Below are 9,252 nucleotides of genomic sequence, written 5' to 3'. Positions count from 1 at the left end.
CCGGGCACGAGGCCGGGGGCCGGTGCGTGCGGGCCGCGGTCCGCGCCGCCGACCCCGCCGACGTGGCGACGCTGCTGTCCGGGCGCGCCCTGCCCGGCCCCGGAACGCGGCGGCCGGACGTGTGGATCCCCGACTCGTCGCTGTGGCCGGGCCGGATCCCGGCCGACCGGCGGCCCGCGGTGGGCGGGCCGGTCGCCGCGACCCCGCTGGTGCTGGTCACCGTCGGCGCGTCCGCGCCGGTGACGTCGTGGCGGCCGGTGCTGGCGGCCGACGGCCGCACCCGCGTGCGGCTGCCCGACCCCGAACGCGACGCCGCCGGGATGGGGGTGCTGGTGGTCGCGCGCACGCTGCTCGGCGGGTCGCGGGACGCCGGGGCCTCGTTCGCCGCGCTGGCCCGGACACTGCGGCAGGGAACGCTGGGCGACGTCCGCGCGGGCCTGACCGCCGCGCCGGGCCGTCCCGCCGTCGTCGTGGCCCCCGAGCAGACGGTGCGGGAGCACAACCGCCGCTCCCCGGCATCGGCGGTCGCCGCGACGCTGCCCCGGGAGGGCACGGTGGTGCTGGACCACCCGTTCACCGTGCCGCGCGAGACGCAGGCGTCGCCGGACCGGGCCCGCGCCGCGCGCCTGCTGGAACGCGCGCTGCGCGAGCAGGGCGCCCGCGCGGCGTTCCGGCGGGAGGGGTTCCGCGACCCGGGCACCGGCTCGGACGCCCTGCCGGTGCGGGCGCTGCCGGTCCCGGCGGACGCGCGGATCCGGGAGATCGCGCAGTCGTGGTCGCGGCTGGCGCTCGGCTCCCGGATGCTGTCGCTCATCGACGTGTCGGGCTCGATGGGGGCGGCCGTCCCCGGCGGCGGCACCCGGTTGCAGGCCGTCGCCGAGGTGTCCCGCGAGGGGCTGGCGCTCCAGCCCGACGACACCGAACTGGGCCAGTGGCTGTTCGCCACCCGGCTGGACGGCTCCCGCGACTGGCGGGAGACGGTGCCGATCGGCCCGCTCGGCGAGCGCGCCGGATCGGCCACCCGCCGCCAGCTCATCCTGAGCTCCCTGGCCGCGCTGCGGCACGAGCAGGGCGGCGGCACCGGCCTGTACGACACGATCCTGGCCGCCTACCGGCACCTGACCCGCACCTACCGGACCGACATGGTCAACACGCTGCTGGTGTTCACCGACGGCGGCAACGACGACCCCGGCGGCCCGTCGCTGGACCGGACCCTGCGGATGCTGCGCGCCATCCGCGACCCGGTCCGTCCGGTGCAGGTCGTCGCGATCGGCGTCGGGCCCGGCGTGGACACCGCCGCGCTGCGCCGCGTCACCGGGGTGACCGGCGGGGGCGTGTACGTCGCCCGGCACGCCGCCGACATCCGGCAGATCTTCCGGACGGTGACGGCGCGCCGCGTCTGCGCCCCCGGCTGCTGAGCCGACCGGGCGGTGTCACCCGTGGCGGCTCACTCGGGCGGGGCGGGCCGCAGCAGCCGCACCGAGCTGAGCGCGAGGACCAGTTCGACCAGGTCGGCCGGGTTCGACAGCACGCGCCCGGTGAGCCTCTCGATGCGGCGCAGCCGGTTGAGGACGGTGTTGTGGTGGCAGTAGAGCCGGGTCGCGGCGCGGGCGGCCGACCCGTCGCACTCCAGCCAGGCCGCCAGCGTCTCCAGCAGCACCTCGCGCGAGCCGGGGTCGGTCGCCAGGACCGGGCCGAGCACGGTGTGGCTGAGCCGGTCGGCCAGCCGGGGCTGGGACACCAGCAGCGCGTCGGGCAGCCGCCGGTCCAGCAGCACGATCTCCTGTTCGCCGGGGCGGCAGGAGCGCAGCGCCAGCTCGGCCAGCCACCGCGCGGTGCCCAGCTCGGCCAGGGTGCCCACGACCGGGCTGATCCCGGCGCTGGCCCCGGCGTGCGGGCGCAGCATCCCCACCAGGTCGGCGGGGTCGGCCGCGCCCAGGGACACCAGGGCGGCCTGCGTGCCGTCGGCGCGGGTGTGCCACAGGAACCGGACGCCGTCCTCGCCCGCCGGGCGGTGCGCGACCGGCTCCGGCTGGCGTCCCAGCACCACCACCGCGTACCGGCCGCGCGCGGGCAGCCCCAGGACCTCGGTCGCGGTGGCGGGCAGGCCGCCCTCACGGCCCTCCAGCAGCGCGTCCACGACCGCCTGGACGCGTTCCTCGCTGCGGCGCAGCAGGTCGTACTCGGTGCGGTGGTAGGCGGCCGCGACCGCGCTGGACTGCTCGTCGATGGTGTCCCAGGTGCGGGTGGCCTGCCGGACCAGCACCGGGACGTGCGCCGGGTCGTCCTGCGCGACCACCTCGACGACGGCCTCCCAGAACACCCGGCCCGCCAGCCGGTAGGAGCGCAGCAGCAGGTCCAGCGGCAGGCCCTGCTCGGCGCGGCGGCGGCCGAGCCGTTCGGCCCACTCCAGGTCGGCGCGGCGGCGGCCGGGGTCGAGGATCGACTCGATGCCGTGGCCGAGGCCGGTGCGGGCGACCTGCCACAGGTCCTCGCGGGACGTGGCGGGCCGCGCGCGCTCCTCGCCGTTCAGGATCTCGGCGACCAGCCGGTCGGCCAGCTCGGGCAGCCGGTCGGCCAGCCGCCGGACCGCGCCACGCATGATCTCGCCGCCGGAACGGTCGGCGGCCGTCGTCACCTGCGCCAAGGGGCACCTCCAACCGAATGGGCGTCATCGTCCCACCGCCGCCGCCCGAAGACCAGGGGATTGTGAGCCGTCACAACCGGACCGCTCCCGCGTTGCGCCCGCTCCCCGAATTAGAACGCCGCTCTAGACCTGCGGGCGGGCCGCGTGCTGACGTATGCCCCCGATCACCCCACGCGAGGACCGAGGAGGCAGGGTGCGCGATGAGCAGGGCCGGCGCGGGAGGCCGCCCCGATGAGTTCCCCCGCATTGACCGTCCGCGACCTGACCGTCGACTACGGGCCCGTGCGCGCTCTGCGCGGGGTGTCGCTGGAGGTGCCCGAGGGCGGGCTGGTCACCGTCCTCGGCGGCAACGGCGCGGGCAAGTCCACGCTGCTGCGCGCGGTGTCGGGCGTGCTGGCGTTCCACGGCGGCGCGGTCCGCGAGGGCGAGGTGCTGGTGGACGGCGTGTCGCTGCGCGGCCGGCGGCCCGACCAGATCGTCGCGCGCGGCGTGGTCCACGTCCCCGAGGGACGGCAGGTGTTCGCCCGCATGACGGTCGGCGAGAACCTGCGCGCCGGGGCGCTCGGCGCCCGCGACCGGCGGCGGGTGGCGGCGGCCCGCGACCGCGTGCTGCGGCTGTTCCCGGTGCTGGCCGAACGCGAGCGCCAGCGCGCCGGGCTGCTGTCGGGCGGCGAGCAGCAGATGCTGGCGATCGGCCGCGCCCTGATGGCCGGGCCCCGGCTGCTGCTGCTGGACGAACCGTCGCTCGGGCTGGCCCCCATCATGATCGACCGGATCGCCGAGACGGTCCGCGCCGTCAACCGCGAGGGCATCGCGATCCTGCTCATCGAGCAGAACGCCGCGCTGGCGCTGCGGCTGGCCGACCACGCCTACGTGCTGGAGGTCGGCCGCGTGGCCCTGTCGGGCCCGGCCGACCGGCTGGCCGACTCCCCCGAGGTCCGCGACCGCTACCTGGGGCTGGTCCCGGAGGAGGCCCCCGCGGACGAGGCCGCCGCCCCGGCGCTGGCGAGGTGGTCGCCGTGACCGGCGTGGCCGCCGACGTCCCCGAGCTGGTGGCGACCGGGCTGACGGTGCGGTTCGCCGGGCTCACCGCGCTCGACGGGGTGGACCTCACCGTGCGGCCGGGCTCGCTGCACGCGCTGATCGGCCCCAACGGCGCGGGCAAGTCCACCTGCTTCAACGTGCTGTCGGGCGTGTACCGGGCGGACGCGGGCAGCGTGCGGTTCGGCGACGCCGAGCTGACCGCGCTGCACCCGCACCGCATCGCCGCCCTCGGCGTGGCGCGGACGTTCCAGAACATCGCGCTGTCGGAGCGGCTCAGCACCGCCGACAACCTCATGCTCGGCCGCCACCGGCTCACCCGCGCCGGGGTGCTGTCGGCCGGGCTGCGGCTGCCGCGCGCCCGGAGCGAGGAACGGCGGCACCGGGCGCGCGCGGCGGAGATCGCCGAGTTCGTCGGCGTCGCCGAGCACCTGGCCGTGCCCGCCGGGGCGCTGCCCTACGGGGTCCGCAAACGCGTCGAGCTGGCGCGGGCCCTGTGCGCCGAACCGCGCCTGCTGCTGCTCGACGAGCCGGTCGCCGGGATGAACGGCCCCGAGCGGCACGCGATGGCCCGCGCGATCCGGCAGGCCCGCGACGCCCTCGGCCTGTCGGTGGTGCTGGTCGAGCACGACATGGCGATGGTCGCGCGGCTGGCCGACGAGGTCACCGTCCTGGACTTCGGCCGCCGCATCGCGGCCGGACCGCCCGACCGGGTCCGCCGCGACCCCGCCGTCATCCGCGCCTACCTGGGAGAACAGTCATGACCCCCGCATCACCGTGCCTCCGGCACGACGGACCCCGGCACCTGAACGCCGGGCCCTCCCCCGCCTCCGGCCCGGGCCGGTCGACGCCATGACCCCGCTGACCGCCGCGCGTCCGCGGACCTCGACGCTCCTCAGTCCGGACCGGGAGGCGCCATGACAGTGCGCATCGCCGCGCCTCCGCGCGGCCGGTCCTGGCGCCTGGGCTCCAGGGCCTCCCTCGTCGCTCACGGGATCGCTCGCACGCTCCCGATCTCGACGCTCCTCAGCCCGGACCGGGAGGCGCCATGACAGCGCCCATGGCCGCGCATGCGCGCGGCGGGTCCTGGCGCTGGGACTCCAGGCCCTCCCTCGTCGCTTACAAGATCGCTCGCAGGCTCCCGATCTCGACGCTTCTCAGTCCAGGCCGGGAGGCGCCATGACCGGGCTCGTCGAGGTCCTGGTGAACGGCCTGTCGGCCGGTTCGGTGTACGCGCTGATCGCGCTGGGCTTCGTCATCATCTACAAGGCGACCGAGGTGGTGTCGTTCGCGCACCCGTCGCTGCTGCTGGCGGGCGGCTACGTGATCGCCGAGTTCCATGACGAGCTGGGGTTCTGGCCCGCCGTCGTCGCCGGGGTCGCCGCCACCGCGCTGCTGGCCGCGCTGGTGGAGGTGCTGGTGCTGCGCCGGGTGCGCTCCGGTGTGCACGGCACGCTCAGCATCGTCACGATCGGCGTGGACATCGTGCTGACGGTCGAGCTGGCCCGGCGGATCGGCACGCGGGTGCTGCCGCTGGGCGACCCGTGGGGCGACGCGGTGGTGCGGTTCGGCGGGGTGACCGTCGCGCAGGCGCGGCTGGCGGCGATCGCCGTCGCGGTCGCCGCGATCGCCGCGTTCCTGCTGGCGTTCAAGTTCACCTCCTGGGGCGTCGCGATGCGCGCGACGGCCGAGCGCCGGGAGACCGCGGCGCTGATGGGCGTGCGGCTCGGCCGGGTGTCGGCCGGGGCGTGGGCGGTGGCGGGGGTGTTCGCGGCGCTGGCGGCGGTGTTCCTGTGCGCCTTCCCCACGCCGGGGCTGGACCGGGCGACCTCGTTCGCGGCGCTCAAGGCGCTGCCCGCCGCCGTCATCGGCGGCGTGGACTCCACCACCGGCGCGCTGGTCGGCGGGCTGCTGATCGGGGTCACCGAGGCGGCGGTCGTCGGCTACCAGAACGAGTGGGGCCTGCTCGGCCACGGCTTCGCCGACGTCGCGCCCTACCTGCTGATGGTGCTGGTGCTGCTGTGGCGCCCGGCGGGCCTGCTCGGCACCCGGGAGGTGGCCCGTGTCTAGGCTCCCCCTCGTCCTCCTCGTCGCGGGCCTGGTGGTCCTGCCGTTCTACGCCGGGCCGTTCTGGTTGCAGGCGGGCCTGTTCGCGATGTCGGCCGCCGTCGGCGCGATCGGGCTGAACATCCTGACCGGCGCGGCCGGGCAGCTGTCGATGGGCCACGCGTTCTTCCTCGCCGTCGGCGCCTACTCCTACGTGTGGCTGTCGGCCGGGTCCGAACGCGCCGCCGGCGTGGAGCTGAGCGGGCTGGGCCTGCCGACCGGGCTCGCGGCGGTCGCGGCCGTGGCGCTGGCGGGCGCGGTCGGCTGGCTGTGCGCGCCGCTGGCCGGACGGCTGAAGGGCGCGGCGCTCGGCATCGCGACCCTGGCGCTGGTGTTCGTCGGCCAGCACGTGATGTACCGCGCCGAGGCGGTGACCGGCGGGGCCAACGGCCGCGCGGTGCCGCCGCTGGAGCTGTTCGGGCTGCGCTTCGCCGACGCGCCCGAGCCGCCGCTGGTGCTCGGCGTGCCGTTCGGCGGGCTGGAGCAGCTGTGGTACCTGGCCCTGGTCGTGCTCGGCGGCGCGGCGTGGTTCGCGCGGGGCGTGCTGCGGTCGCGGCCCGGCCGGGCGTTCAACGCGCTGCGCGACCACGAGATCGCGGCCGGGGCGCTGGGCGTTCCGGTGGCGCGGCTGCGCGCGACGGCGTTCGCGCTGTCGTCGATGTACGCCGGGCTCGCGGGCGTCCTGCTGGCCCTGGTGTTCCAGCGGACCGTGCCCGAGTACTTCGGGCTGGCGCTGGCCCTGGACTACCTCGCGATGATCGTCATCGGCGGGCTGGGGTCGGTGGGCGGCGCGGTGGCGGGCGCGGTGTTCGTGGCGCTGCTGCCGTCGCTGCTGACCCGCTACGGCGACGCGCTGCCGCTGGTCGCCGAGCCCGGCGGGCCCGGCCTGGCCCCCGCCGAGGCCGCCCGGATGCTCTACGGCGTCGTGTTCGTCGCGGTGCTGCTGTTCCTGCCCACCGGCCTGCGCGGCCTGGCCGCCCGGCTCCGCCCGCCCGCGCGGCCCGCCCGCGCCGCCGCCGACCCGACCCCCGCCACCCCGAAGACCGAGGAGCAACCCGCATGAACCACCTCACCCGACTCACCGGCGCGGCCCTGCTGCTGGCCCTGACCGCCGCGGGATGCAGCGGCAAGGCCACCGGCGGCGCCTCGCAGGACGGCGTCAAGACCGGCCCCGGCGTCACCAAGGACAAGATCACCGTGTCGGCGCTCACCGACCTGACCGGCCCCTACGCCGCGCTCGGCAAGGGCGTCACCCAGGCGCAGAAGCTCTACTACGACCAGGTCAACAACGCCGGCGGCATCTGCGGCCGCAAGGTCGAGCTGGTGGTGCGCGACCACGGCTACGACGTGCAGAAGGCGCTGGCCGCCTACAGCGAGGTCGCGCCCCGCTCGGCCGCGCTCCCCCAGGTCATCGGCTCCCCCATCACCGTCGCGCTGCGGCAGCGCGTGGAGGCCGACAAGCTGCTGACCATCCCGCAGGCGTGGGCGCACACCCTGCTCGGCAGCAAGTACGTGCAGATCACCGGCACCACCTACGACGTCGACATGGTCAACGCGGTGGCGTTCCTCACCAGGGAGAAGGGGATCAAGAACGGCGACAAGGTGGGGCATCTGCGGCTGGAGGGCGACTACGGGCAGAGCTCGCTGACCGGAGCCCGCCACGCGGCGCGGAAGGCCGGGCTGACGCTGGTGGAGCAGCAGGTCAAGCCCACCGACGCCGACATGACCGCGCAGGTGGGGGCGTTCCGGCGGGCCGGGGTGAAGGCGATCCTGGTCAGCGTCAGCCCCAAGCAGGCCGCCTCGCTGGTCGGGGTGAGCGCCGCCGGGGGCCTCAACGTGCCGTTCGTCGCCAGCAACTCGGCGTTCGCCCAGCAGCTGCTGGCCACCCCGGTCGGGCCGGTGATGGAGAAGAACTACTACATCGTCACCGCCGCCGCGCCGTTCAGCATGGACCTGCCCGGCCTGAAGAAGCTCGCCGGGGAGTACCAGATGGCCTACAAGGGGCAGCCGCTCGACAGCGCCGTGCTGTCGGGCTACAGCACCGCCGCCGTCGTCGGCGAGGCGCTGCGGAAGGCGTGCGCCGGCAAGGACCTCAGCCGCGAGGGCATCGTCAACGCCCACCGCTCGGGCAAGAGCCCCGACCTCGGCCTGGGCTCGGCACCGGAGGACTTCACCCGCTGGGACGTGCCCGCCGCCCGCGCCAGCTACGTCGTGCGGCCCGACCGCAAGGCGGTCGGCGGGACCTCGCTGGTGCAGAAGGCCACCGAGTCCGACCTGGTCCGCGACTACCGTCCGCCCGCGGGCGGCTGAGCGGAAGGGGCGGTGTGATGATCCCGCACGCCGGAACGGCCCGGCTTCCCGCGACGACCCTGCACGGCCGGGACCGGGAGATGGGCCTGGTCGGCGATCTGCTGGACCGGGCGCGCCGGGGGCGCGGCGGGGCGCTGACCGTCCTGGCGGGCCCCGGCCTCGGCAAGAGCGCCCTGCTCACCGCCGCCGCCGAACGCGCCGGGGACGCCTTCCAGACGCTGGACGTCCGGGGCGTGCGGGCCGAGAGCGGCATCCCGTTCGCCGGGCTGCACCGGCTGCTGCGGCCCCTGACCGGGCAGCTGGCCGGGCGCCTGCCGGGCGGGCTCACCGGCGGGGCGGGGCCGCTGGCGGTCTGCGCGGCGGTGTGCGAGGCGCTCGGTGAGGCCGCGGCGCTGCGGCCGGTGCTGTGCCTGGCCGACGACGCGCACCGGATGGACCGGGCGTCGCTGGAGGCGCTGGCGTTCGCGGCGCGGCGGCTGCGGGGGCTGCCGGTCGCGATGCTGTTCGCGGCCGGGGTCCCGCACCCGGCCGCGCCTCCCCCGGGCTGCCTGGACGACCTGCCGCGGATCGCGCTGGAGGCCCTGGACGACGAGGCCGCCCTGCGCGTGCTGGAGGAGCTGGTGGGCCGGGACCTCGGCGCGGACGTCGCCGTCGAGCTCACCGAGCTGGCCGGGGGCTGCCCGCTGGCGCTGGCGGAGCTGGCGGCGGCGCTCACCCCCGGCCAGCTGTCGGGGACCGCGCCGCCGCCCCGGACGCTGCCCGCCCACAGCGCCCTGCGCGCCCGCTACCAGCGGCGTTACCTGCGGCTGGCGCCGGGCGCGCGGCGGCTGGTGCTGCTGGCCTGCGCCGATGACGACGGGGTGCCGGTGGAGGCGTTCACCCGGGCGGCGCGCGCCGACGGCGTCGATCCGGGCGAGCTGGAGGCGGCGCGCGAGTGCGGCCTGGTGCGCGTCGCCGACGGCACGGTGTCGGCGTCCACCCCGCTGGTCCGGTCGGTCCTCTACACCGACGCGGTCCCCGGCGAGCGCCGCGCGGTGCACCGGCTGCTGGCGGCGGCGCTGGACGGCGAGCGCGACGCGTCCCGGCGCGTGTGGCACCGCGCCGCGCTCGTCGCCGGGCCGGACGACCCGATGGCCGGGGAGCTGGCC

The 9,252-nt window shown here is 76.8% G+C and carries 8 protein-coding genes; 7 read left to right on the top strand and 1 reads right to left on the bottom strand.

Annotated elements, in window-relative coordinates; all coding sequences use genetic code 11:
• The coding region (locus tag AKI01S_RS46895) for a substrate-binding domain-containing protein (RefSeq protein WP_157420680.1) at positions 1–1,418 on the top strand (1,418 nt) is incomplete at its 5' end.
• Between the two features lie 29 nt (positions 1,419–1,447).
• Here AKI01S_RS46895 and AKI01S_RS46890 read toward each other — a convergent pair.
• Entirely contained in the window at positions 1,448–2,638 is a 1,191-nt protein-coding gene (locus tag AKI01S_RS46890; protein WP_245682083.1) for a PucR family transcriptional regulator, read from the bottom strand.
• A 240-nt stretch (positions 2,639–2,878) separates the two neighbouring features.
• Between AKI01S_RS46890 and AKI01S_RS46885 the strand changes: the two genes are divergently transcribed.
• The 6 genes from AKI01S_RS46885 to AKI01S_RS46860 form a co-directional block, all read left to right on the top strand.
• Positions 2,879–3,670: an ABC transporter ATP-binding protein gene (locus AKI01S_RS46885; RefSeq protein ID WP_067833115.1), complete on the top strand. Its 792-nt coding sequence runs from the start codon at positions 2,879–2,881 to the stop codon at positions 3,668–3,670.
• Positions 3,667–4,452, top strand: a complete 786-nt coding sequence (locus tag AKI01S_RS46880; RefSeq protein WP_169814139.1) for an ABC transporter ATP-binding protein — start codon at positions 3,667–3,669, stop codon at positions 4,450–4,452. Before AKI01S_RS46885 ends, AKI01S_RS46880 begins: the two co-directional genes overlap by 4 nt.
• A 415-nt stretch (positions 4,453–4,867) precedes the next feature.
• A complete protein-coding gene (locus AKI01S_RS46875; RefSeq protein ID WP_067833112.1) occupies positions 4,868–5,758 on the top strand; it encodes a branched-chain amino acid ABC transporter permease in 891 nt (296 codons plus the stop codon).
• A complete protein-coding gene (locus AKI01S_RS46870; RefSeq protein ID WP_067833109.1) occupies positions 5,751–6,857 on the top strand; it encodes a branched-chain amino acid ABC transporter permease in 1,107 nt (368 codons plus the stop codon). Before AKI01S_RS46875 ends, AKI01S_RS46870 begins: the two co-directional genes overlap by 8 nt.
• A complete protein-coding gene (locus AKI01S_RS46865; protein WP_067833106.1) occupies positions 6,854–8,104 on the top strand; it encodes an ABC transporter substrate-binding protein in 1,251 nt (416 codons plus the stop codon). The genes AKI01S_RS46870 and AKI01S_RS46865 overlap by 4 nt, the downstream gene beginning before the upstream one ends.
• Positions 8,105–8,121: 17 nt before the next feature.
• Positions 8,122–9,252 (top strand): AAA family ATPase (locus AKI01S_RS46860; protein WP_157420676.1); only part of this gene is annotated, 1,131 nt, incomplete at its 3' end.

Origin of the sequence: Actinomadura kijaniata NBRC 14229 (genome assembly GCF_001552175.1) — a bacterium.
GTDB lineage: Bacteria > Actinomycetota > Actinomycetes > Streptosporangiales > Streptosporangiaceae > Spirillospora > Spirillospora kijaniata.
Note: the sequence above shows the minus strand (reverse complement) of the source record. Positions and strands in the feature narration are given on the sequence as shown.